At 70.2% G+C, this 21,240-nt stretch carries 21 protein-coding genes; 2 read left to right on the top strand and 19 right to left on the bottom strand.

What is annotated here, in order from left to right; genetic code table 11:
• Positions 1 to 148: 148 nt before the first annotated feature.
• Entirely contained in the window at positions 149 to 1,630 is a 1,482-nt protein-coding gene (locus BW971_RS04540) for an MFS transporter (protein WP_200799352.1), read from the bottom strand.
• An 85-nt stretch (positions 1,631 to 1,715) separates the two neighbouring features.
• Between BW971_RS04540 and BW971_RS04535 the strand changes: the two genes are divergently transcribed.
• On the top strand, positions 1,716 to 2,210 hold the full coding sequence (locus BW971_RS04535; RefSeq protein ID WP_076477414.1) for a MarR family winged helix-turn-helix transcriptional regulator: 495 nt from the start codon (positions 1,716 to 1,718) through the stop codon (positions 2,208 to 2,210).
• On the opposite strand, the gene tsaD is transcribed toward BW971_RS04535, so the two are convergent.
• The 9 genes from tsaD to BW971_RS04490 form a co-directional block, all read right to left on the bottom strand.
• Positions 2,197 to 3,228: a tRNA (adenosine(37)-N6)-threonylcarbamoyltransferase complex transferase subunit TsaD gene (gene tsaD / locus BW971_RS04530; protein ID WP_076476948.1), complete on the bottom strand. Its 1,032-nt coding sequence runs from the start codon at positions 3,226 to 3,228 to the stop codon at positions 2,197 to 2,199. The two genes, BW971_RS04535 and tsaD, sit on opposite strands and share 14 nt — an antisense overlap.
• Positions 3,225 to 3,701, bottom strand: a complete 477-nt coding sequence (gene rimI, locus BW971_RS04525; RefSeq protein WP_076476946.1) for a ribosomal protein S18-alanine N-acetyltransferase — start codon at positions 3,699 to 3,701, stop codon at positions 3,225 to 3,227. The genes tsaD and rimI overlap by 4 nt, the downstream gene beginning before the upstream one ends.
• Positions 3,698 to 4,360, bottom strand: a complete 663-nt coding sequence (tsaB, locus tag BW971_RS04520; RefSeq protein ID WP_076476945.1) for a tRNA (adenosine(37)-N6)-threonylcarbamoyltransferase complex dimerization subunit type 1 TsaB — start codon at positions 4,358 to 4,360, stop codon at positions 3,698 to 3,700. Before tsaB ends, rimI begins: the two co-directional genes overlap by 4 nt.
• Positions 4,361 to 4,387: 27 nt before the next feature.
• The gene (gene tsaE, locus BW971_RS04515; protein ID WP_407701192.1) at positions 4,388 to 4,837 is read right to left on the bottom strand and encodes a tRNA (adenosine(37)-N6)-threonylcarbamoyltransferase complex ATPase subunit type 1 TsaE; all 450 of its coding nucleotides are present in this window, start codon (positions 4,835 to 4,837) and stop codon (positions 4,388 to 4,390) included.
• A gap of 83 nt (positions 4,838 to 4,920) precedes the next feature.
• On the bottom strand, positions 4,921 to 5,982 hold the full coding sequence (locus BW971_RS04510; RefSeq protein ID WP_076476943.1) for an alpha/beta fold hydrolase: 1,062 nt from the start codon (positions 5,980 to 5,982) through the stop codon (positions 4,921 to 4,923).
• Positions 5,979 to 7,175, bottom strand: coding sequence for an alanine racemase (gene alr, locus BW971_RS04505; RefSeq protein WP_076476942.1), 1,197 nt, complete (start codon positions 7,173 to 7,175; stop codon positions 5,979 to 5,981). Before alr ends, BW971_RS04510 begins: the two co-directional genes overlap by 4 nt.
• A 58-nt stretch (positions 7,176 to 7,233) precedes the next feature.
• Positions 7,234 to 8,571, bottom strand: coding sequence for an NAD(P)H-hydrate dehydratase (locus BW971_RS04500; RefSeq protein ID WP_083709308.1), 1,338 nt, complete (start codon positions 8,569 to 8,571; stop codon positions 7,234 to 7,236).
• 89 nt (positions 8,572 to 8,660) lie between these two features.
• Positions 8,661 to 10,523: a glutamine--fructose-6-phosphate transaminase (isomerizing) gene (gene glmS, locus BW971_RS04495; protein ID WP_076476938.1), complete on the bottom strand. Its 1,863-nt coding sequence runs from the start codon at positions 10,521 to 10,523 to the stop codon at positions 8,661 to 8,663.
• 96 nt (positions 10,524 to 10,619) lie between these two features.
• Positions 10,620 to 12,569 carry an APC family permease gene (locus BW971_RS04490; RefSeq protein WP_076476937.1) on the bottom strand — a complete coding sequence of 650 codons (1,950 nt, stop codon included), beginning with the start codon at positions 12,567 to 12,569 and terminating at the stop codon, positions 10,620 to 10,622.
• A 47-nt stretch (positions 12,570 to 12,616) separates the two neighbouring features.
• Here BW971_RS04490 and BW971_RS04485 point away from each other — a divergent pair, with 47 nt between their 5' ends.
• Positions 12,617 to 13,504 carry a dienelactone hydrolase family protein gene (locus BW971_RS04485; protein WP_076476935.1) on the top strand — a complete coding sequence of 296 codons (888 nt, stop codon included), beginning with the start codon at positions 12,617 to 12,619 and terminating at the stop codon, positions 13,502 to 13,504.
• Here BW971_RS04485 and BW971_RS04480 read toward each other — a convergent pair whose 3' ends face one another.
• The 9 genes from BW971_RS04480 to BW971_RS04440 form a co-directional block, all read right to left on the bottom strand.
• Positions 13,505 to 13,759, bottom strand: coding sequence for a hypothetical protein (locus BW971_RS04480; RefSeq protein ID WP_076476934.1), 255 nt, complete (start codon positions 13,757 to 13,759; stop codon positions 13,505 to 13,507).
• Complete coding sequence (locus BW971_RS04475; RefSeq protein WP_076476932.1) at positions 13,756 to 14,700, bottom strand: hypothetical protein; 945 nt, start codon at positions 14,698 to 14,700, stop codon at positions 13,756 to 13,758. The genes BW971_RS04480 and BW971_RS04475 overlap by 4 nt, the downstream gene beginning before the upstream one ends.
• Positions 14,697 to 15,011: a hypothetical protein gene (locus BW971_RS04470; RefSeq protein ID WP_076476931.1), complete on the bottom strand. Its 315-nt coding sequence runs from the start codon at positions 15,009 to 15,011 to the stop codon at positions 14,697 to 14,699. The genes BW971_RS04475 and BW971_RS04470 overlap by 4 nt, the downstream gene beginning before the upstream one ends.
• A gap of 152 nt (positions 15,012 to 15,163) precedes the next feature.
• Complete coding sequence (locus tag BW971_RS04465; protein ID WP_076476929.1) at positions 15,164 to 15,868, bottom strand: HAD family hydrolase; 705 nt, start codon at positions 15,866 to 15,868, stop codon at positions 15,164 to 15,166.
• Positions 15,865 to 17,208, bottom strand: coding sequence for a phosphoglucosamine mutase (gene glmM / locus BW971_RS04460; protein ID WP_076476928.1), 1,344 nt, complete (start codon positions 17,206 to 17,208; stop codon positions 15,865 to 15,867). Before glmM ends, BW971_RS04465 begins: the two co-directional genes overlap by 4 nt.
• A 98-nt stretch (positions 17,209 to 17,306) precedes the next feature.
• Positions 17,307 to 17,831 (bottom strand): 30S ribosomal protein S9, encoded by a 525-nt coding sequence (gene rpsI, locus BW971_RS04455; protein ID WP_076476926.1) that lies wholly within the window; start codon positions 17,829 to 17,831, stop codon positions 17,307 to 17,309.
• Positions 17,828 to 18,271 carry a 50S ribosomal protein L13 gene (gene rplM, locus BW971_RS04450; RefSeq protein WP_076476925.1) on the bottom strand — a complete coding sequence of 148 codons (444 nt, stop codon included), beginning with the start codon at positions 18,269 to 18,271 and terminating at the stop codon, positions 17,828 to 17,830. The genes rpsI and rplM overlap by 4 nt, the downstream gene beginning before the upstream one ends.
• Positions 18,272 to 18,488: 217 nt before the next feature.
• A complete protein-coding gene (locus BW971_RS04445) occupies positions 18,489 to 19,841 on the bottom strand; it encodes a glycosyltransferase (protein ID WP_076476923.1) in 1,353 nt (450 codons plus the stop codon).
• Between the two features lie 5 nt (positions 19,842 to 19,846).
• On the bottom strand, positions 19,847 to 21,235 hold the full coding sequence (locus tag BW971_RS04440) for a hypothetical protein (RefSeq protein ID WP_076476922.1): 1,389 nt from the start codon (positions 21,233 to 21,235) through the stop codon (positions 19,847 to 19,849).
• Between the last annotated feature and the right edge of the window lie 5 nt (positions 21,236 to 21,240).

The following is a 21,240-nucleotide window of genomic DNA, read 5'->3' as shown; positions in this document are numbered from 1 at the left end:
GGTCTACGAGGCCGCGAGGCCCCTGCGAGTGAGTCTTGCAACGTATGTGGCGCCGTGGAAGATCCCGTCGTCGCGGGTGCCGGGACCTGCGGTGCCGCCTAGCACTCTATACATGCGAGTGCCAGCACTCAAGAGGTACGTGTGCGAGTCAGGCCGCCCGCCGACGACGCCGCAGCACCAGGGCACCGGTCCCAGCGACACCCACGGCGGTGAGGACCGAGATGACCAGCACCGCGGTGCTGCCGCCGGGCATCATCTGCCCCGGCCGGACCGAGCCGTGCGTGCTGCTCAGGATCGCGGTGACCACGGCCATCATGATGGCGCCGCCGATCTGGATGCTGGTGTTGACCAGACCCGACGCCAGCCCCTGCTCGTCGTCGCGGACTCCCGACGTGGCCTGGGCGTTGACCGCCGGGAAGCACAGCGCGAACCCGAGGCCGAGCAACAGGATGGTCGGCAGCAGGAACTCCACGTAGGGCATACCCGGCTGCGCCCGCAGGAACCACAGATACCCGCCGAGGAAGGCGATCAGGCCCGCCGCGATGAGCAGGGCCGTGGGCACGCGGTCGAGTACGCGGTCCATCTTCACCGCGCTCGCCACCACCAGCAGGCCCGCGGGCAGGAATCCCAGCGCCATCGCGATCGGTGACCACCCCAGCGAGTCCTGCAGGTACAGCGTCACCACGAACTGGAAGGAGACGTAGGCGCCGAACATCACGAAGGCCGAGACGTTGGCGTGGATCACCGACACCGATCGCAGGATGCCCAGGCGGATCAGCGGGTGCCGATGCCGGGTCTCGACGACCACGAAGGCGATGGCGAGCGCGATGGCCGCGGCGAACAGGATCAGCGTCGTCGCCGAGGTCCAGCCCGCGTTCGGTGCAGAGACCACGGCATAGACGAGGACCAACAGCGCTCCGGTCGAGGTCACCGCACCCGCGGCATCGAAATGCGCCAACGAGACCCGGCCGGTCGCGACCCGCGGGATCACCTTCCAGCCGACGACCAGCAGCAACAACGCCACCGGGCCGGGGAAGAGCAGCGTCGCGCGCCAGGAGAGTTCGGTCAGCAAGCCCCCGAACACCAGACCCAACGAGAAGCCACTGGCCCCGCAGACGGTGTAGATGCTCAGCGCGCGGTTGCGCGCAGGCCCCTCGGCGAACGTGGTGGTGATGATGGACAACCCCGCCGGGACGGTGAACGCGGCGGCCACACCCTTGACGAACCGCAACGCGATGATCGCGAGGTTCACGTCGACGACCGCCGTGGCGACCGACGCCACGCCGAACACCGCCAGCGCGGCGAGGAAGACGCGACGCCGACCGAAGAGGTCACTGGCCCGACCGCCGAGCAGCAGCAGTCCGCCGTAACCGAGGACATAACCGCTGACGATCCATTGGAGTTGTGACTGATCCATGTGCAGGTCGCCACCCATGGACGGCAGCGCGACCCCGACCATCGAGACGTCGAGGCCGTCGAGGAAGAGGGCCCCCGCGAGCACGACCAGCAGCAACCAGATGCGGCCGGTCCAGCCCGACGAGGTGGTGACGACCTCGTGGTCGCCCCGTGTGTCGATGGATTGGTGGGCAGGTGTTGACGTATCGGTGTCTCTACCGAGTTCTACGGTCATGGCGGGAACTATATGCAGTTGCATCCAATGTGTCTACATATAATTCCGCTGCAATTGATGCGCGCGCATGTGCTATGATCCGGTCATGTCCGACGAGTCACAACGTGGTGAGCTGCAGTGCCCCGACGGCACCGGTGACGACGATCTCGCCGGCGCCTGGCACACCCTCACCGTTCGCTACCACCGGTTGCAGTGCGAGATCGACCGGGTGTTGCAGCACAAACACCAGATCAGCGCCAGCGAGTTCGAGGTGTTGGAGCGGCTGTCGGGTGTGGACCAGTGCAAGCTGCGGATGAGTGAGCTGTCGGGTCAGGTGCATCTGAGCCAGAGCGCGTTGTCCAGGCTGGTCGCGGGCCTGGAGAAGGACGGTCTGGCCCAGCGCACCATGTGTGACAACGACCGCCGCTCGGTGTTCGCGGCGCTCACCCCGGACGGCGCGGCCAAGTACGTCGAGGCCCGTCCGACGCAACGGCAGATCCTGCGGACCGAGGTCGCCGCAGGTGGCGGACTGTGCGGCACCGCCGCCCTCGCCGACCGCGGACCCGCGCGCACCGCGGGTGAACCGGTCAGTACGAACTGACCTGCACCGACATACCCGGGTCGGTGGCCACGGTCAGCTCCGACGGGGGTGCCCCGGCGGCGATGAGATGAGCCGCCAGCGTCGCGATCATCACCCCGTTGTCGGTGCACAGCCGCGGCCTCGGCACCCGGAGGGTGATGTCCGCGGCGGCGCAGCGTTCCTCGGCGAGCGCGCGGATCCGGGAGTTCGCCGTCGCACCCCCACCGAGGACCAGGGTGTCCACGCCGGTGTCTCCGCAGGCCCGCACGGCCTTCATCGTGAGCACATCGGCGACCGCCTCCTGAAACGACGCCGCGACGTCGGCGACGTTCACCGGGACGCCCTCGCGTTCGCACCGTTCCACATGCCGCGCGACCGCGGTCTTCAGGCCACTGAACGAGAAGTCGTGGCGGGCGTCGCGCGGCCCGGTCATCCCTCGCGGGAACGCGATCGCCGTCGGGTCGCCCTGCGCAGCCGCGACATCGAGGGCGGGTCCACCGGGAAAGCCCAGCCCCAGCAACCGGGCGACCTTGTCGAACGCCTCGCCTGCCGCGTCGTCGACGGTGGTGCCCAACTCCACGATCGGTGCGCCCAGGTCCGGGACGGACAGCAGGTGGGTGTGTCCACCCGAGACCAGCAGAGCCACACACGGCGGCATCGGGCCGTGTTCGAGCGTGTCCACCGCGACGTGCCCCCCGAGATGGTTGACCGCATAGAACGGCAGGTCCCAGGCCGCGGCATACGCCTTGGCCGCGGCCACCCCCACCAGCAGCGCCCCGGCCAGTCCGGGTCCGATGGTGACGGCCACCGCGTCCGGGCGGTCGATGCCTGCCGCGGCGCGTGCGCGCCGCATCGTGGGCACGATCGCCTCCAGATGGGCACGAGACGCCACCTCGGGCACCACCCCGCCGTAACGTGCGTGCTCGTCCACGCTGGAGGCGACCTCGTCGGCGAGCAGTGTGGTGGTCCCGTCGTCGTTCCACCGCACGATGCCCACACCGGTCTCGTCGCAGGAGCTCTCGACACCCATCACGATCATGTCCGTCCCCCGTCCCCCCCGGCTGGCCGGCGCATGGTGTAGGCATCCGCACCGCTGGGCTGATAGTAGTTGCGGCGCAGTCCCATCCGTGTGAAGCCGTGGTGGTCGTAGAGGGCGATGGCGGCGTCGTTGTCGGTGCGCACCTCGAGGAACACGTCGGCGTGCTCGGCGTCCGCCACGTCGAGCAGCGCGCGCAGCAGGGTGTGGCCGTGGCCGCGCCCACGGTGGTCGGCGTCGACCGCGATGGTGTGGATCTCGCACTCGCGCTCCCCCACCGGGCCGAGAACCGAGATGCCCGCGTAGCCGATGAGCCGATCGTCCGAACGCAAGGCGACGTACCGGTTGTGCGGTTCGGCGATCTCGGCGCGGAACGCGGCGGCGGGCCAGGGCGAGTCCCCGCCGAACACCGCGGTCTCGATCTCGGCGCACCGAGGGGCATCGGTGGGGTGCAGAGCGGTGAGGATCGCGGTCATCGACGTTCCGCCAACGGCACCGCGTCGGGACGTCGCAGATACAGCGGCACGGGCGGCGTGGGTGCGGTCCCGGCGAGCAATGCGGGTCCGGCCACCGCGGCCAGTCCGGCGACCGGCGGGGTCTCGGGCCCGCCAGCGGGCAGGTCGAAGAGGGCGGTGTGCGCTGACGAACCGAGGACCGTCGAGATCGGGATGTCGGCGAGGTGGTCGGCCAGTGCGGCGGGGGCGAGCACCCGTGGCCCCTCGACGCGGGCGCCGTCGACATAGCGTGCCCAGTACACCTCACGGCGTCGGGCGTCGGTGACCACCAGGACCCCGGCGTCGGTGCCCACGGCGATGGCATCGAGGGAGCAGACGCCGTACAGCGGCAGATCGAGGGCGTCGGCGAAGGCGGCGGCGGTGGCCATCCCCACCCGCAGTCCGGTGAACGGTCCGGGGCCGCACCCCACCACCACCGCGTCGAGGTCGCCACGCGACGCCCCCGAGGCGGTGAGGCAGTCCAGGACGAGCGTGGTGAGGATCTCGGCGTGCGCACGGGCGTCGGGGATCACCCGCTCGGCTCGGACCGCCACCGCCGCGTCGCCGGTGACCGCCTCGGTCAGCTCGACCACCCCGGCGGTCACCGCGGGGGTGGAGGTGTCCAGGACCAGTACGAGCACGATCGTCCAGGCTACCCGCCCGGCCGGTCAGCCCGGCTGCCTGCTCCATTCCACTGTGCGCACGTCGCTGTCGGGCTCCCGCCGCATCCGCACCAGCACGTGCTGTTCGGTCAGTCGCTCGGCGAGGCCGCCGCCCCACTCCACCACCACCACCGCGGTGGTCAGATCGGCGTCGAGGTCGAGGGCGTCGAGGTCGTCGAGAACCGAACCCACGAACCCCGCACCGCCGTCCGGGTCGCCGCCGCGGAGCCGATAGGCGTCCACATGCACCATCGCGAATCCGTCGTCGTGGCCGGCCGGGTGCCTGCGCGCGATGATGAACGTCGGCGATGTGATGCGCCCGGTCACGCCGAGACCGGCGCCGATACCACGCGCCACCGCGGTCTTACCCGCCCCCAACGGACCGTCCAGGATGACCAGGTCGCCCACGGTCAGGCTCCCGGCCAGGTCGGCACCGAACGCCTCGGTGTCGGCCACCGTCGGTAGTCGGCGGTTTCCGGAGGATGACAGACCGTGTGGGGACGATCCGGATCGCGGAGACCCCGACCGGGGTGATCCGATCACCGGCCCCGGCCCGATCGGCTCGCACCCGCGACCAGGCGCATGATGGCGAGATTGATCTCGTCGGGGTGCTCCAAGAGCACCAGATGTCCGGAGTCGGGCACCCCGACCAGGTCGCAGTCACCCAGGGCGGCGTGCATCTCCACCGTATTCGCCAACGGGGTCACCCGATCCTGGAAACCGCAGGCCACCATCGTCGGCACCGTCGCCAGCACCGGCAACGCCGCAGACTCGTCGTGGTCCTCCAGCGCCCGCAGGAAGTTGACCACCGTCTCGATGGGGGTGTGCTGGATCATGGACTCCACGAATTGGCCGAGGGAAGGACTGCGGAACTCGGACCCGAAGCTGGCCGCGCTGAGCACCGGCGCGACCAGTTGGCGGCTGACCCCGCGGCCGGCCTCGACCACCCAGGGCACCCATCGCACCGACACCCGGAACGCGTCGACCACCGGGTTCTGCAACCCCTTCCCCAGACCCGTCTCCGCGATCCCTCTGGCCGCGGTGGCGATCAACCCGACGGCGATCACGCGATGGGCGAACAGCTCCGGAGAACGCCGAGCCAGTGCCATCAGCGCCATCCCACCCATCGAATGTCCCACCAGCACCACCGGACCGTCGGGGACCACCGCCCGCAGCACCGCGTCGATGTCGGCAGCGAGCTGCGGGAAGTCGCAGGTGTCGGCGGGAGCATCCCCGGACTCGCCGTGTCCGCGGTGGTCGAAGAACACCAGTCGGACCGAGTCACCCCAGACCTCCGCCAGGGCCTGACGCTGGAAGTGCCACGACGACATCCGGAGCGCGAACCCGTGCACGAAGACCACGGTCAACGGCGCGGTGGGCGGACCGACCTCGCGGACGGCCAGCGGGACACCATCGTCGGCCACGACGATGCTCGCGCGGTCGTCGTAGATCGCACCGAAGTTCTCGATGGAGTTGGGATCGAGCCGCCCCACCCGTTGGCGCGTCAGGTTGCGGGCGGCTCCGCCCACCGCGACGGCGCCGAGCGCCGCGAAACCGGCCACCCCGGCCAGAATCTCGAGTCGCTGCGCCCGCTCGGTCATCCCGTCGTGCCCCCGGCTCGGAGGTCGGCATCGCTCCCGCGCTGATCGGCGACCCCGCTGTGGTCCGCACCAGCGCCGACGTACCGCCGCACCCGCCGTCCGCGGATGCCGGACACGATCTCGTAGTCGATGGTGCCGACCATCCGGGCCCAGTCCAGTGCGGTCGGTTCACCGCCGGCACCCGTGCCGAACAGCACGGCGGTGTCACCCTCGCGCACACCCCCACCGTCCGGTCCCAGGTCGATCACGAACTGGTCCATACAGATCCGCCCGACGTTGCGGAACCGACGACCGTTGACCGAGACCTCCAGTTGATTGGACAGCAGCCGCGGGACCCCGTCGGCGTACCCGGCAGGCAGTATCGCGATCGTGGTGTCCCGGTCGGCGACCCACGTGTGTCCGTAGGACACCCCGTCCCCGGCCGAGATCCGTTTCACCAACACCACCTGGGCGGTCAGCGTCATGGCCGGGATCAGCCCGAAATCGGAGATGTCCGGGACCGGTGTGCGGCCGTACACCGCGATCCCGGGGCGCACCAGGTCGCGGGCGAGGTCGCGTCGGGTCAACGCCGCGGGCGAGTTGGCGATGTGCACCACCTCGGGAGCGACCGACAACCGACGCAGGTCGGCGACACACCGATCGAGGCGCTCGGCCTGTTCGGAGTTCAGCGGGTGGTCGGGTTCGTCACCGCGGGCCAGATGACACATCACCGCCCGCAGCCGGACGGACTGGTCGGCGATCGCCTTGGCCGTGGCGATGGCGGTGGCCTGCCATTCGTCGGCGGCGATGCCATTGCGACCCAGGCCGGTATCCACCTTGAGCGTCACGGTCGCCTGCCGGCCGGTGCGGCGTGCGGCGTCGACCACCGCGGCGAGGGCCCGCGGCGACGACACGGCCAGATCGACGTCGGCGGCGATACCCGCGGCGAAATCGGAGGTCTGGGTGAGCAGCCAGGCGGTCAGCGGCGCGTCGACACCCGCGGCCCGCAGATCGAGGGCCTCCGTCAGCTGCGCGGTTCCGAGCGCGGTGGCCCCCGCGGCGAGCGCGGCCCGTCCGACCGCCTCGGCTCCGTGGCCGTAGCCGTCAGCCTTGACCACGGCCATCACGTCGGTGCCCGACGACTCGCGCAACACACCCACGTTGTGGGCGACGGCCGCGAGATCGATGGTCGCGGTGAGCAGGGGTGTGGTCATCGCGATTCAGTATCTCAGACCAGGGTTCTGCGGACCGGGTCCCGGCAGACGCGAATCGTCAGCGGACCGCACGCAGACTCCGGACTGCAGGTCGGACGGCGCGGGCGAGTTCCGAGGCACCGATCGGTGCGCCATCGGCGGCCAGGTCGGCCGCCAGCGCATGCACCCGGGCCGCGGCAGCGCCCGCGACGCGCGGCGACAACCCGGCCGCGAGCAGAGCCCCGGCGATCCCGGACAGCACGTCGCCCGCACCCGCGGTGGCCGCCCACGAGTTCCCCGCATCGTTCACCAGCACCTCGCCCCCGGGATCGGCGACCAGGGTGACCTTTCCCTTGAGCAGCACCGTCGCCCCCAATGCGGAGGCCAGACCGCGCACCGCGGACAACCGGTCGTGGCCGGGCGATCGACCGGCGAGACGCTCGAACTCGCCGTCGTGCGGGGTCAGCAGAGTCGGATGGTGCCGCTCGACCACCAGCTCGGGATGGTGGGCGAGCACGGTCAGACCGTCCGCGTCCACCAGCACCGGCACATCGGTGGCCAACACCCGGCGCAACAGTTCCAGCGCGGCGTCGTCGGTACCGGCGCCCGGCCCGACCACCCAGGCCTGCACCCGACCGGCGCCGTCGAGGTCGGGGGCGACGACCACCTCCGGGAAGTGGTCGACCACGGTCGCCGCCGCCGACCCCACGTAGCGCACCATGCCCGAGGTGGCGGCCACCGCGCCCGCCGAACACAGGATGCCCGCGCCGGGGTAGCGGTCCGACCCGGCGATCACCCCCACCACACCCTGGGTGTACTTGGTGCTGGCGGGACCCGGCAACGGCCACCCCTCGGCGACGTCGCGATCCGACAGCATCTCCACGCGCGCTCCGTCGGCATCGATCCCGATGTCCACGACCTCCACCCGCCCACAGGCCGCGGGCGCCAGCGCATGCGCGATCCGGCGCGCGCCGAAGGTGACGGTGATCTCGGCACGCACCGACGGGTCGTGCACCACACCGGTGTCCGCGTCCACCCCCGAGGGCACGTCGACCGCGACAACGGGCACTCGGACCTGCGCGAACACCGCGGCCGCGGCCTCCCGCAACGGACCCGTGCCCCGCAGTCCGACCACACCGTCGACCACCAGTTCTGCGGTGTCCGGCACCCCATCGACGACGCGGCCACCCGCCGAGCGGAACGCGGCCAGTCCGGCCGCGTGCGCACGGTCGGGGGCGGTGAGCACCGCGGACACCGCGACCCCGCGCCTGCGCAGCACCGCCCCGGCGAACAGGGCATCCCCGCCGTTGTCGCCGGAACCGATCACCAGGGTCACCGCACGTCCGTAGACCGCGCCGTGTCGGCTGCGGAGTTCCGCGGCGACCGCACCGGCCAACCCGGAGGCGGCGCGGCGCATGAGCACCCCGTCCGCCAGCAACCGACCGGTCGCCTCCTCGGCGACCCGGATCTGCTCGGCGGCGAAGTAGCGCTTGATGGGTGGGTGCCCTATTCGACGGTGACGGACTTGGCCAGGTTGCGCGGTTTGTCGACGTCGTAACCGCGGGCCTGGGCGACCGCCGCGGCGAAGGCCTGCAGCGGCACCGTCGACACCAACGGCTGCAGCAGCGTCGGCACCCGCGGGATGACGATCAGGTGATCGGCCAGGGCGGCGGCCGCGATGTCCCCGTCCTCGGCGATGACGATGGTGGTGGCCCCACGCGCCTGGATCTCGCGGATGTTGCTGACCATCTTGGAGTGCAGCACCGCGCGTCCCACCGGGGACGGCATCACCACGATCACCGGGACCCCGTCCTCGATGAGCGCGATCGGACCGTGTTTGAGCTCACCCGCGGCGAAGCCCTCGGCGTGGATGTAGGCGAGTTCCTTGAGTTTGAGCGCACCCTCCAGGGCCACCGGGTAACCGACATGCCGACCCAGGAACAGCACCGTGTCGGTGGACGAGAGATCCCTGGCCAGCGCACGCACCGGTTCCACGGTCTCCAGTACCTGGGCGACGGCGTCGGTCATCTGCTCCAGCGCGAGATACTCGCGGGCCACCTCGTCGGAGTACTTGGTGCCGCGGGCCTGGGCCAGCGCGAGTCCGACCAGGTAGGTCGCGACGATCTGGGCGAGGAAACACTTGGTCGACGCCACACCGATCTCCGGGCCCGCGTGGGTGTAGAGTACCGCGTCGGACTCCCGCGGGATCTGCGCACCATTGGTGTTGCAGATCGCCAGCACCCGCGCCTTCTGTTCCTTGGCGTGCCGCACGGCCTCCAGGGTGTCGGCCGTCTCGCCCGACTGCGAGATGGCCACCACCAGCGTCGAGCGGTCCAGCACCGGGTCGCGGTAGCGGAATTCGCTGGCCAACTCCACCTCGACGGGCAGTCGGGTCCAGTGCTCGATGGCGTACTTGGCGATCAGTCCGGCGTGATACGCCGTGCCGCAGGCGACCACGAACACCTTGTCCACGTCGCGCAGGTCCTGGTCGGAGATGCGCTGCTCGTCGAGGACCACCCGGCCGTTCTCGAAATGCCCGAGCAGGGTGTCGGCCAACGCCTGCGGTTGTTCGGCGATCTCCTTGAGCATGAAGAAGTCGTGACCGCCCTTCTCGGCGGCGGCGAGGTCCCAGTTGATGTGGAACGGGGTGCCCTGCTCCTCGTTACCGTCGAAGTCGGTGATCCGGTAGGTGTCGGCGGTGATCACCACCACCTGATCCTGTCCGAGTTCCACCGCGTCGCGGGTGTGCTCGATGAAGGCGGCCACGTCGCTGGCCACGAACATCGCGTCGGTCCCGACACCGACGACCAGCGGGGTCGACCGACGGGCGGCGATGATCTTGTCGGGATGGTCGGCATGGACGAACACCAGGGTGAACGCCCCCTCCAGCCGCTGCAGCACCGCGTAGGCGCTGGCCTCGAAGTCGCCTGCGTGTTCGCCTGACGTGTACTCCAGATACAGCAGGTGCACCGCGGTCTCGGTGTCGGTGTCGGAGGAGAACTCGATGCCCGCGGCCTCGACCTCGTCGCGCAGCCCGGCGAAGTTCTCGATGATGCCGTTGTGCACCACGGCGATCTTGCCGTCCGTGCTGACCTGCGGATGCGCATTGCGGTCGGTCGGGCGCCCGTGGGTCGCCCACCGGGTGTGCCCCATCCCGGTGCTGCCTGCGAAATGCTCGCGACCCACGGTCGCGAGTTCCTTGTCCAGGTTCTCCAGCCGACCGGCCTTCTTCTCCACCGCCATACCACCGGCGCCGTCGAGGATGGCGACCCCGGCGGAGTCGTATCCGCGGTATTCCATCCGGCGGAGCGCCTCGACGACGATCTCCAGGGCGTCACCGTGCCCGACGTAGCCGACGATTCCACACATAGGGTCACAGAGTACCGCCCGACCAGGCACTCCCCCGCAATCCGCAGGTGGCGGGTCACGACGGGTGTGTCCCCGGCGGGTGGGGACGGCCCGCGGTCACCCCACGTGCACGAACGGCCTGCGCCCGACGTCGGGTTCGGCCCTGCGCAACACCTCGCGGGTGACCGGAGCCACCTCCCCGACGCCGATGAACAGGAACCGCAGCAGATTCTTCACCGGGTTGCCCTCGCTCCACTCGAAGTAGACGTTGGGTATCAGCCCGGTGGTGTCCCGGATGTACAGCAGCACCGCGGCGATCGTGTTGGGGATGGCGGCCGCGTTCACCCACAGGATCCGGAACTCGTCGTCGCGGATGCGGCCCCGGACCACCAGATCGGTCTTGAACTCCGAGGAGTCGGTGACGTTGACCTCGAAGAAGATGATCTGTTCGGTGTCGGGGATGTGACTCTCGGCCCGTTGCTGGAGTTCCTTCTCGTGGTATTCGTGCAACGACCGCTCGTCACAGTCGTGGGTGACGATCTGGATGGACCCGGCGGCCGCTGCCTCGTCGATGATCTGTTGGGCGGTCTCGTCGAAGGTGACGCCCGTGGCGCGTAATTCGAAGGCACGATCCACTCGGGACGCCAGCGAGACCAGCACGATCACGACGATGAAGAATCCGGCCACCTTCACACCGTCGGGACGTTCGATGATGTTGGCCACCGTGGTGTAGGCGAACACCAGCACGGCGATCGCGAATCCCCACATCAGCCGGTATCGGCCGCGGCGTCTTGCCGAGAGCACCGCCGCCCACGACGCCGAGGTGATCAACACCAGCACACCGGTCGCGTAGGCGGAGCTCTGTTGGTCGACGCTGGCGCTGAACCACGCGGTGACCACGAACGCGATGACCGCGAACACCAACACCAACGGCCGGGTGGCACGGGTCCACTCGGGGGCCATGCCATAGCGCGGTAGATACCGAGGCACCAGATTGAGCAGACCGGCCATCGCCGACGCGCCGGCGAACCAGAGGATCGTGATGGTGCTGAGGTCGTAGACGGTGCCGAACACCGAGCCGAGGTTCTCGTGGGCGAGATACGCCAGCGCCCGGCCGTTGGCACCACCGCCGCTCTTGAACTCCTTCTCGGGTATCAGGATGGTGCAGACCAGGCTGCTCGAGATCAGGAAGGCGCTCATCACCATCGCTGCCGTGGTGAGCAGTTTGCGGGCACCGGCGATCCGGGTCTGCGGGGTCATCGGGTCGTCGTCCGGCGAACCCTTGATCTGCGGCATCACCGCCACGCCGGTCTCGAAGCCGGACAAGCCGAGCGCCAGTTTGGGGAACACCAGCAGCGCCACGCCGATCATCAGGAACACGTTGCCGTGTTCGGCGGTCATCGCATGTGTCCAGTCGATCACCAGATGCGGCGAGGTGGCGATCCGGATGATGCCGTCCACCACGACGACGAGGTTGAGGGTCAGATACAGCCCGACCAGCCCCACCGCGACGGTGATGGCCTCGGTGAACCCGCGCAGGAAGATGGCCGCGAGCAGGGCGAGGAACACGACGGTGATGAGCACCGGGTAGTGGCCGAAACCGTGCGGGATGAGGGGGTTCTCGACGAAGTGCGCGGTGGCGTCGGCGGCCGACAGCGTCATCGTGATCAGGAAGTCGGTGGCGGCGAATCCGAGCAGGACCAGCACGAACAGCTTTCCACCCCACCGCGGGAGCAGATGCTCGAGCAGGGCGATCGACCCCTCGCCCCGCGGCGACTCCCTGGCGATCAGTCGGTACACGGGCAGCGCCCCGAAGAGAGTCAGCAGGATCAACACCACCGTCGCGATCGGGGCGATGGTGCCCGCGGCCAGCGCGGCGATCCCGGGTTGATAGCCGAGGGTGGAGAAGTAGTCGACACCGGTCAGGCACATCACCTTCCACCACGGGTGGGTGTGTTCCTCGGCGGTGGGCGCGCGGTGCGGTCCCTGATGGCCGGACGGCTCCGGGGTGATGTCCGCAAGTAGCCATCGGATGGCGGGTCTCGGGATCAGCTCGTGCAGCACCATCGAATGGTGCCACCTCAGCGGCCGTTCGGACCGGTAGAGTCACCCGAGTGGCCAGTGTGAAGAAGCTCATCTCGGAACTGACCCGTCGCGGCCCGCACAAGGTGCTGCGCGGCGATCTCGCGATCGCGGGTGTCCCCGGGGCGGTGTACACGCCCCGGAGCGGAACCGATCTGCCCGGTATAGCCCTCGGGCACGGCTGGATGACGGGGTCGCGGCAGTATCGCAAGACCCTCAGCCACCTCGCCTCCTGGGGGATCGTCGCCGCCGCACCCGACACCGAGCGGGGTCCGCTGGGCTCCGAACGCGCGTTGGCGTCGGACCTGGTCACCACGCTGCAGATCATCAGCGAGGTCCGTCTCGGTGTCGGCGACATCACCGTCCACAGCCGACGGCTCGGGTTGGTCGGTCACGGGTTCGGGGCGTCGGCCGCGGTGCTCGCCGCCGCCGACAGCTCCCCGGTGACCGTGCGAGCCGCCGGCCTGCTGTACCCGGCACCCACCAGTGACGCCGTGTTGCCCGCGGCACACAATGCACGGGTCCCGGCGATGATCCTCACCGCGCCCGACGACCTGGACAGCATCACCTCCAACGCGCTGCCGCTGCGCAACGCGTTGCATCACGACCTGTCGCCGGATGCGCTGGCCAAGGGCGCCGAGGAGAACCCCGTGTCGTTGCGAGTGGTCGAGAAGTCCACCGCCCGCGGGTTCGCCGAGGGGTTCAGCGTCCGCGGATTCCTCGGTGACGGTGCGAACGACCGCACGACGCAGCGAATGACGCGCGCGGTCCTGACCGGGTTCCTGCTGCATCAGCTGACCGGCGACAAGAAGTACGCGGACTTCTCCGACCCGGACACCGCTCTGGGCAAGATCGTCCCACTGGACCCCACCACGGTCGCCGACGAGACCGATCCCCTCACCCGGTTGTTGTCGCGCTGATCAGCGTTCCGGATCCGCGGTTCGCGAATGCGGACTGGCACCCATCTCGTCCACCGGCAGAAGCACCTGCGGGGTGACGGCGGCGATGTCGGCCTCGCGTTGCAACCGTTCGAAGATGGGCGCGCCGAACGTGTCGCCGGGACCCTGCGCGAGTGCGGCGATGCGTCGCTGCTCCGCGTGAAAGGCCCGTTCCGCGTCGGTGATCCCGCGGACCGCCGCCGCCGCGGCCGCCTCGATCTGATCGGCAGGTCTCATTCGTCGCCCAGCAACGCGAGGCGCACCCCGTCTCCGGTGCCCGATGTGGCACCGAGGCGTAACGGCACATCCACTTCGCGATGAGACCCGTCGGCATGTGTGCCGTCCGGCTGAGCAGGTGAGTCCGCAGCCGCGTCCGGCACCACCGGTGCGGGTTGCGGTGCCGTCGACTCAGGGTCGGCCGGGAACTCGGCCGTCGGTGGCTGCGGTTGCGCCACAGGGGGTTCGGGTTCGGGGGATTCGGGTGCGGACACGTGCGGCGACTGCGACTCGGGCATCGGGGACTCGGGCATCGGGGCCTGGGTCCCCGACGGATGTGACGACGGATCTCCGGGGTCCGACCCTGCACCGAAGGCGGTGGCACTGTCGGAGTCCACGGCCGACAACGATGTGGTGAGCGCACCGAACATCTGGTCCACGGCCGCGTGCGCGGTCGCGGTGGCCTGGTCGAACAACGTCACCCGCGACGTGAGGTCCAGCGCACCGTACGCCGTGCTCAGCGACTCCGCGGTCGGCAGTGCGCCGGCCACCGCACCGACCGCGCGGTACTTCGCGGCCAACACTGCGGTCAACGAGTCACCGATCACGCCCAGCGCGGCCCCGCTGTCGCGCAGGGCGGTCAGCACCGCGGCGACCTGCCGCAGGTGTCCGGACACCGCGGCACCCATGGCGTCTCCCGCGCGACCACTCCACCCCTGCGAGATCTGGTCGTCGTCCGGGTCGAGATCCCGGAGTACCCGTTCGGCGTCGGCCACCACCTCGGAGTCGGCGTGCAATCCGGCGATGTCGATGCTCTCGGTGGCGTCGAACTGGGCGCGAAAGCGGTGCGCGTCGTCGAATCCGGCGATACCCGCCTGTCGCGCCGCCGGTGTCACGTCGACGAGGAACTGCACACCCGCCTCGGCGACCACCCGCAGGGCCGCGAGCTCCGTCGGGTTCATCGGTCGGTCCCGTGGGAGCGGAAGGCGTGGGCGGCCTCCTCGTCGGCATCCAGGGTCGCCGCCCGGGCCGCGACCACCCGACCGCCCAGCTCCTCGGTCTCGTCGGCCAGCCGGTGCAGCGCGGCGGCCACGGCGGCCATACCCTGTCGATACCGGGTGCCGTGCTCGCCGAGGTCCTCGCCCAGCGCGTGGGGCCCGAAGCCGGTGCCGGTCACGATCGTCGCGGCGTTGCGCAACGGTTCTCGCGCCCCGGTCATCCGCCTCCCGACACGGTCCATCAGCTCGGGGTCGAACTCGGTCCGGTCAGTCATGGGTCTCACTCGCGCTCGCGGGCCCGGATACGGAGCCCAGTGGGGTGTCTCGTCCGGAGATGAGACGGGTGTACGCCCACTCCGGTTCCGCGAACCGATCCCCGATCCCTGCCTTGGCCTCATTCACAGCCGACCGGTCGCGGACCCCCAGACTAACCCGAGGCAGCGAATCCGTGGTCGGCCAGCGCGGTCAACAACGCGTCGGGTCGGTCGGCGACCGGCGCCGGCTCCACCTCGGCGAATGCGGCACCGACGCCGGCCGCGGCGCCGTCGGCGATCGCGCTGTCACCGACCATCAGGCCCCGCTGGGCGGGTACGCCGAGACGATCGAATGCGAGCGTGAAGATACCCGGGTCGGGTTTGACCAGACCGACCTCGTAGGACAACACGAGGGTGTCGACGAGGTCATCGACGCCGGCGAGGGCGAACACCGGACGCAGGTCGAAGGCGATGTTGCTCACGATGCCCACCGGTACCCCCGCATCCCGGACCGTCCGCAACGCGGCGATGGTGTCGGGGTACGGCGTCCACGAGTGCGGATCGATGACCCGGCCGTAGAGCGACTCGGCGTGGCCGGGCACGCTCAACCCGGACGCCCGCAACACCGCGAGGTAGGCGCGTCGGTGCAGGTCGGGGTCGAGGTCGCGGTTCTCCCAGGCGTGCCGGTCCTCGGGGCCGAGGTCGACCGGCACGCCGGTGGGTGCGGTCATCCGACGGATCAGTTCGGCCTGCAGGTGGAGGTCGATCGGGTTTCCGTGCACGTCGTGCAACTCGGCGAACCACTCGGGCTGTTCGGTGAACCGGAACAGCGTGCCGGAGAAGTCGAACAGGACCGCGCGGGGAGGCGCGGCCGTCATCGGCAGGCCGCCGAGACCACCCCGGCGACCTGCTCGGCCACCCGACGGGCGTCGTCCTCGGTGGTGGCCTCGACCATCACGCGCACCAGTTGCTCGGTACCCGACGGCCGCAGCAGGATCCGCCCGTCCTCACCCAGGACCTGTTCGGCCTCCCGGACGGCGGCCGTGACACTGTGATCGCCGGCGACCCGTTCCCGGTCGGTCACCGAGACGTTGATCAACACCTGCGGGAGGGTGGTCATCACGCCGGCGAGTTCGGCCAGGCTCCGACCGGTCGCGGCCATCCTTGCCATCAGCGACAGTCCGGTGAGCACTCCGTCGCCGGTGGTGCTGGCCGCGGGCATCACGATGTGACCGGACTGTTCACCACCGAGGGCGTAGCCGCCGGTGCGCAGTTCGTCGAGCACGTAACGGTCCCCGACCCCGGTGGTGCGCAGGGCGATTCCCGCCGCACGCATCGCCTTGTGCAGTCCCAGGTTGCTCATCACCGTGGTGACCAGCACCTCGTCGGTGAGCACACCCTGTTCGCGCATCCCGGTGGCCAGGATCGCCATGATCCCGTCACCGTCGACGACGTCACCCGCGGCGTCCACCGCCAGACAGCGGTCGGCGTCCCCGTCATGGGCGAGACCGAGGTCGGCGCCGTGCTCACGCACCGCGGCCTGGACACGGTCGAGGTGGGTGGAACCGCAGTCGGCGTTGATGTTCAACCCGTCCGGCGTGTCGTGGATGGCGATCACGGTGGCACCCGCGGCCGCGTAGGCACGCGGTGCAACCACCGAGGCGGCACCGTTGGCGCAGTCCACCACCACGGTCAGGCCGTCCAGACTGCCCCGGCCCACCACGGTGCCGAGGTGAGCGAGATACGCGTCGACGGCGTCGGGTGCGTCGAGGGTGCGACCCACGTCGGCACCGGTGGGCCGGTCGGCGGTGTCGTGGGCCATCGCGGCCTCGATCTCGTCCTCGAGGTCATCGGCGAGTTTGTGGCCGCCCTTGGCGAACAGCTTGATCCCGTTGTCGGGCATCGGATTGTGCGAGGCCGAGATCATCACACCGAAGGCCGCGTCACGTTCGGCGGTGAGGTGGGCCACGGCCGGGGTGGGCACCACCCCGACGCGGACGGCGTCCACACCCGCGGACGTCAGCCCCGCGCAGACCGCGGCCTCCAACATCTCGCCCGAGGCACGCGGGTCACGGCCGACGACGACCTGCGGTCGCGGTACCGATCCGGCCGGGGCCAACACGCGCGCCGCGGCGGCGGCCAACGACATCGCCAGCGCGGGTGTCAGATCCGCATTCGCCCGTCCACGTACTCCGTCGGTACCGAACAACCGTCCCATCGAGAATTCCTGCCCTTGCTGTGTGAGTCGAGCCGCGTGACGCACACGAGCAGGCACCCAACGCTCGGGTGCCTGCTCGTGGTGAGGATCGCAGCAGGTCAGCGCTTGCTGTACTGCGACGCCTTACGGGCCTTCTTCAGGCCGTACTTCTTGCGCTCCACGGCGCGCGGGTCACGGGTGAGGAAGCCTGCCTTCTTCAGTGCGGGACGGTCCTCCGGGGTGACCTCGATGAGGGCGCGGGCGATGGCCAGACGCAGGGCGCCTGCCTGACCCGACGGGCCGCCACCGACGAGCTTGGCGTGGATGTCGAAGGACTCGGTGCGCTCGACGGTGACCAGCGGCGCCTTGATCAGCTGCTGGTGCACCTTGTTGGGGAAGTACGCCTCGAGGGTGCGGCCGTTCAGCTCGAACCCGCCACTGCCCGGGGTCAGCCGGACGCGGACGATGGCCTCCTTGCGGCGACCCACGGTCTGCACCGGACGGTCGATGGCGATCGGGGCCGCCGGGGCCTCGTCGGTGACGTCGATGTCGACGTCCACGTCCTCCACCACGTAGTCGTCGGGAGCCACCTCGACGGCTTCGACGACGTCCTCGGTCACGTTCTCGTCGTTCGGAGAGGTCACTGGGCCACCTGCTTGATCTCGAAGGGGACGGGGCGCTGGGCCGCGTGCGGATGGTTCGGGCCTGCGTAGACCTTGAGCTTGCTGCTCATGGCCCGACCGAGCTTGGTCTTGGGGAGCATGCCGACGATGGCCTTCTCCACGACGCGCTCGGGGTGCGTCTCCAGCAGTTCGGCGGTGGTCCGCGACGACAGTCCACCCGGGTGACCGGAGTGCCGGTAGTTGAGCTTGCGCTCGGCCTTGTTGCTGGTCAGCGTGACCTTCTCGGCGTTGATGATGACGACGAAGTCGCCGCCGTCCAGGTGCGGTGCGTAGGTCGGCTTGTGCTTGCCGCGCAGCAGGTTGGCGGCCTGCACGGCGAGACGGCCGAGCACCACGTCGTTGGCATCGATGACATGCCACGTACGCGTGATGTCACCGGCCTTCGGGGTGTAGGTGGGCACAGATGTCCTCACAGTCTTCTCGGGTGACTCCGTGGAGTCGGTGGGTGTCGGTCCGATGACGCGGCCGGGCTGCTCCGGCGACCGACCTGGACCCGGGACCCGCTGTCCCACCGAGTCGAGAACTCGACGGGGCCGCGCACCAACCGATCAGGCTACGCGAGTGCCCGGCCACCGGTCAAAACGCCGGCCGAGGTCGACGGAGGAGGAAAAGCCCCGGTCAGAGGTGTGCGGCCGACGCGAAGCACCGTTGCACCCGATCCGCCGCGGCGGCCACCGCGCTCTCGGCATCCACCATCCGCGCCGACAACGACCCGGCGGCGGCACGGGACGCCACCGCGGTGGTGAGGGCCGTGGTCACCCCGTCGGTGGTCAGCGCCGAGGTGCGACACCAGTCGCCGACCCCCAGGGCACGCAGACGGTCGCCCCAGACGGGCTGATCGGCGGTCACCGCGCACACCACCGCGGGCAGTCCCGCCCGCAGCACCGCCGCCGTGGTGCCGGCGCCGCCGTGGTGGACGGCGGCGGCGCACCGGGGTAGGACCGCGGCATGATTGACCGCGCTGACGACGTGGCTCCGCTGCGCGGAACGGTCGTCCCACGGCTCCCGCTCCCCACTCATCACGAACAGGCAGCGCAGGCCCACCCGGTCCGCGGCTCCCTCGATCGTGGCCATCACGGTGTCGCGGTCGGGCAGCGGCATGCTGCCGAAGGTGACGAACAACGGCGGCGGACCGGCGTCCAGCCACCGCCACAGGCTCGCGTCCGCCGGGTCGGCATCGCCCCCATCGATGCGGGCGCGCGCGTGTGCCGGCAGGTCGAGGAATCCGACCAGTGGGCGGTCATCCCCCCACTCGTCGGCCAGACCCGGGAACAGCGCCGGGTCGTAGGCCTGGATCTGGGCAATCCCCAACCGGCGCAGCCGTGCCGGCAGCGGGCCACGAGCCGAGGTCAGACCCACCCGCCGACGGAACCGGTTCTCGTTCCAGCCGGTGGCCCACCACGTCACCCGGTCCGCGAGACGCCACGATCGTCGGCGCCAGGCCGCACTCCAGGTCTGTCCGACACCGGGGATCGACCCCACCACCCCGTTCTCCGACATCGGACCGAACCGCAGTGTCACCAGTGGGATGTCCAGGACCTGCGCCAGCGCCAACCCGCGGTCCTGACACAGCGGGGCGACCACCACCACGTCCGCGCCGGCCAGCGGTGCGCCGTCCACGACGAAGGCCTCGATCAGGGCGTCGTCCATGGCCCGGAACCCCGCACGCACGTTGGCGATCGCGAGACGCATGCGACGCAACGGGTTCCGGCTGCGCTGTTGCGACAGCGCATGCTCCGAGGTCCACGCCGAGTCCGAATCCATACCCAGCGGCCGGACATCGTCGACCCCCACCGCCAGCGCCATCGACACCAGGTTGGGTGGAACGGCGACGCTCACCCGGTCGCCACGGTCCTGCAGTTCCAGGGCGAGACACAGTCCGGGTTGGATGTCGCCGCGACTGCCGTACAACAGGATCGCCACATGGCCCGATCTGGTCTGCGCTGGTCTGGTCTGTACTGGTCCGGTCATCGATCTCACCAGAACCTGCGGGCGAGGCCCCAGGCGTCGAGTTCGTCGTCGATCAGCTTGCGCACCACGGTGACATCACCGAAATGATCAGGGTGGATACCGAAGAAGGTCATCGTCACGGTGTCACCGTGTTGCACCGCCCAGGCGGCCACCGCAGGACCCTGCTTGCGGCGCTGCTCCGCGGGAGTCCCCTGCATGATCGCGCGGATGCCGAATCCCGCGGCGTCCCGGCCGCCGATACGCAGACTGTTGCGCGGTGCCACACCGAGATTCGACACCGTGACGTCGGGTCCGGCGATGGACCGCATCAACCTCCCGACGATGCGCCGCGGCAGCAGCCGCACCACCGGCTGTAGATTGTCGGCCACGGCGTCGGCACCCGACTCGGCGTAGTCGACGAAGGCACGCTTGCTCATCGCCCGTACCGCGCCGAGATCTGCGCCCGGTTCGATGGGTTTCGGTAATCGGATCCACACCCCGCCGGAGGCATTCGCGCGATCGTCACTCTCGTCGTCGCGTCTGCTCACCGCGACACAGACCTTGAGTTCCCCGCTGATCGGCAGTCCCGACCGACCGACGACACCGGACAGCACCGCGGTGAACAGGCTGTTCGGTGTGCCGTCGAACTCGGCCGCCCGCTGCTTCCACCGGGTCGCGTCGACGTCCACCGTCAGCAACGTGGGTTCCGGCTCGTCGCCCACCATCGGCGGCAGAAACGTGCGCGCGGGGTCGTTGCCGGTCGTCGGGCTCGACGCCGCGGTGCCGGTCGACGTCGCTCGGCGGTTCCGGACCGCCTCACGCACCAGCACCCGTACCGAATTCGCGGCGGCGCCGACCTGTCCGATCGCGTCGCCGACGTCGGCTCGCAAGCCACGGATCCCGCCGACGCTCGCCGCGGCGGGCAGCGCGGTCCCGGTCCCCGCGGCCGCCTCTGCCAACGCGCGGTACACCGCCTGACCGTCGGCGACCATGTGCGACACCAGCAGCGACACCGCGCGACCGCCGCCTTCGGTGGCCGCGGAATCCAGCCGCCACCCCGCGCCGCCGATCGGGTCGACCCGGTGGCCGCGCAGACACGCGTCGCACCACCGGCCCACCTCGTCGTCGGCGATGACCTCGTCGTCGGAACCCGCGGGGGCTCGGTCGGATCGCACCCACCGGTGCCGTGCGCCCGGTACCCGGGTCCGGGAGACCGCCCGGTGCAACGACCCCTGGGCCAACGCGGCGCGCAACGCGGCCACCGCGTCGGCCCCCGGGTCGACGTGGAAGTCGTAGAGGAATTGGATGGGGGCGCTGACCCCGAAGAGATCCTGGGCCAGCAGGTACGACTCGTCGGCACCGGTCACCCGCGGAGCCGTCCCCGTTCGTGCCGTCCCGGCGGCGATGGTCGTCATCGTCT

This window comes from Williamsia sterculiae (genome assembly GCF_900156495.1).
In the GTDB taxonomy this organism is placed as follows: Bacteria; Actinomycetota; Actinomycetes; order Mycobacteriales; family Mycobacteriaceae; genus Williamsia_B; species Williamsia_B sterculiae.
Note: the sequence above shows the minus strand (reverse complement) of the source record. Positions and strands in the feature narration are given on the sequence as shown.

What these genes read in the sequence shown, in the direction of transcription:
- BW971_RS04535 (WP_076477414.1), top strand. Translation starts at nt 1,716, where the DNA reads ATGTCCGACGAGTCACAACGTGGTGAGCTGCAGTGCCCCGACGGCACC.
- BW971_RS04475 (WP_076476932.1), bottom strand. Translation starts at nt 14,700, where the DNA reads ATGAACCCGACGGAGCTCGCGGCCCTGCGGGTGGTCGCCGAGGCGGGT.
- glmS (WP_076476938.1), bottom strand. Translation starts at nt 10,523, where the DNA reads ATGTGTGGAATCGTCGGCTACGTCGGGCACGGTGACGCCCTGGAGATC.
- rimI (WP_076476946.1), bottom strand. Translation starts at nt 3,701, where the DNA reads ATGACCGCGATCCTCACCGCTCTGCACCCCACCGATGCCCCTCGGTGC.
- BW971_RS04465 (WP_076476929.1), bottom strand. Translation starts at nt 15,868, where the DNA reads ATGACGGCCGCGCCTCCCCGCGCGGTCCTGTTCGACTTCTCCGGCACG.
- BW971_RS04490 (WP_076476937.1), bottom strand. Translation starts at nt 12,569, where the DNA reads ATGGTGCTGCACGAGCTGATCCCGAGACCCGCCATCCGATGGCTACTT.
- BW971_RS04440 (WP_076476922.1), bottom strand. Translation starts at nt 21,235, where the DNA reads ATGACGACCATCGCCGCCGGGACGGCACGAACGGGGACGGCTCCGCGG.
- BW971_RS04445 (WP_076476923.1), bottom strand. Translation starts at nt 19,841, where the DNA reads ATGACCGGACCAGTACAGACCAGACCAGCGCAGACCAGATCGGGCCAT.
- BW971_RS04480 (WP_076476934.1), bottom strand. Translation starts at nt 13,759, where the DNA reads ATGAGACCTGCCGATCAGATCGAGGCGGCCGCGGCGGCGGCGGTCCGC.
- alr (WP_076476942.1), bottom strand. Translation starts at nt 7,175, where the DNA reads ATGACCACACCCCTGCTCACCGCGACCATCGATCTCGCGGCCGTCGCC.
- BW971_RS04500 (WP_083709308.1), bottom strand. Translation starts at nt 8,571, where the DNA reads ATGCGCCGCGCCGCCTCCGGGTTGGCCGGTGCGGTCGCCGCGGAACTC.
- BW971_RS04510 (WP_076476943.1), bottom strand. Translation starts at nt 5,982, where the DNA reads ATGACCGAGCGGGCGCAGCGACTCGAGATTCTGGCCGGGGTGGCCGGT.
- glmM (WP_076476928.1), bottom strand. Translation starts at nt 17,208, where the DNA reads ATGGGACGGTTGTTCGGTACCGACGGAGTACGTGGACGGGCGAATGCG.
- tsaD (WP_076476948.1), bottom strand. Translation starts at nt 3,228, where the DNA reads ATGATCGTGATGGGTGTCGAGAGCTCCTGCGACGAGACCGGTGTGGGC.
- BW971_RS04540 (WP_200799352.1), bottom strand. Translation starts at nt 1,630, where the DNA reads ATGACCGTAGAACTCGGTAGAGACACCGATACGTCAACACCTGCCCAC.
- BW971_RS04470 (WP_076476931.1), bottom strand. Translation starts at nt 15,011, where the DNA reads ATGACTGACCGGACCGAGTTCGACCCCGAGCTGATGGACCGTGTCGGG.